The organism is Mycobacterium angelicum (assembly GCF_002086155.1).
Taxonomy (GTDB): domain Bacteria; phylum Actinomycetota; class Actinomycetes; order Mycobacteriales; family Mycobacteriaceae; genus Mycobacterium; species Mycobacterium angelicum.
In genome coordinates this window covers 1-1,287 of sequence record NZ_MVHE01000201.1, presented here as the reverse complement: position 1 = coordinate 1,287, position 1,287 = coordinate 1, and the positions used below count along the sequence as shown (strand labels likewise).

Here is a 1,287-nt window from a genome sequence, read left to right as displayed (position 1 = left end):
GAGTTTCAATACGGGGTGGGGGAACAGTGGGAGCGGGAATTTCGGGTTCGGGAATCAGGGGCATAATAATGTGGGGATCGGGCTGACCGGGGATCATCAGGTTGGGTTCGGGGGCTGGAATTCGGGGTCGGGGAATGTGGGGTTGTTCAATTCCGGTAGTAATATTGTGGGGTTCTTCAATTCCGGGACCGGGAACTTCGGGATCGGTAACTCCGGTGAGTTCAATACCGGGATCGCCAACAGCGGCATGGCCAACAGTGGGGTGTTCAACTCCGGTGTGTTGAACACCGGGTGGGCCAACGCGGGCAGTTACAACTCGGGTGGCTTCAACGCCGGCAGTTTGAACACCGGATCGTTTAATCCCGGGCATACCAATACCGGCAGCTACAACACCGGCGATCTCAACACCGGGTACGCCAATACCGGGGATCTGAACACCGGGGCGTTTAACTCCGGAGACGCCAACAACGGGTTGTTCTGGCGTGGTCAGGGCCAGGGCCTGATGCAGGCCGATTACACCCTGAACATCCCGCCCATCCCACTGACCCTGGGCGCCAGCGGCATCCTCAAACTCCCCATCACCGGCAACATCACCGGCCTGTCGGTCAACCCCTTCACCATCCACGGCGACACCACCACCGGTATCCCGCTGAACGTCACGTTCACCCTGCTCGGGCACACGGGCGGTACCAGCGTCTTCGTCGGCATTCCCAAGACCGACCTCGGATTCACGGTGAATGTGCCGCAACTGCCCGTATCCATCCTGGTGGACGTCAATGATTCGATAAGTTCAATCACCACTCCGCGCATCAGGATCAACACCTTCGATTTCCATGATTTTGTGGTTGGTGGTGATACGACGTCGTTGGTGGCGAATGTGGGTGGCACGGTGGGTGGGGTCTCGGTGCCGGTTTTCCATTTCCCTGCGGCGCCGGGGTTTGGGAATACGACGGATGCTCCGTCGTCGGGGTTCTTTAATTCTGGTGAGGGGAGTGCTTCGGGGTTTGGGAATATCGGCAAGACGGTGTCGGGGTTCTGGAACAATGGGTCGCTGGCTTCGGGGTATAAGAATGTCGGGGGCTTGTTGTCGGGGCTGACCAACATGGGTGAGTCGTTGTCGGGGGCGGGTAACACCAATGTGTTGGGTCTGGTGACGTCGGGTGTGGGGAATGCCGGGGAGAACTTGTCGGGGTTGTTCTTCTCTGGTGCCGGGGTGAGTGTGTTCAATGCGGGGTTGGCGGATGTGGGCACGGGCAATGTGGGGTTGGGGAATGTGGGGAGTTGGAA

Annotated in this window: 1 pseudogene; it reads left to right on the top strand. The window is 59.1% G+C overall.

The window, feature by feature from the left end:
- A pseudogene (locus BST12_RS28985) lies at positions 1–1,287 on the top strand (PPE family protein); the annotation flags it as partial.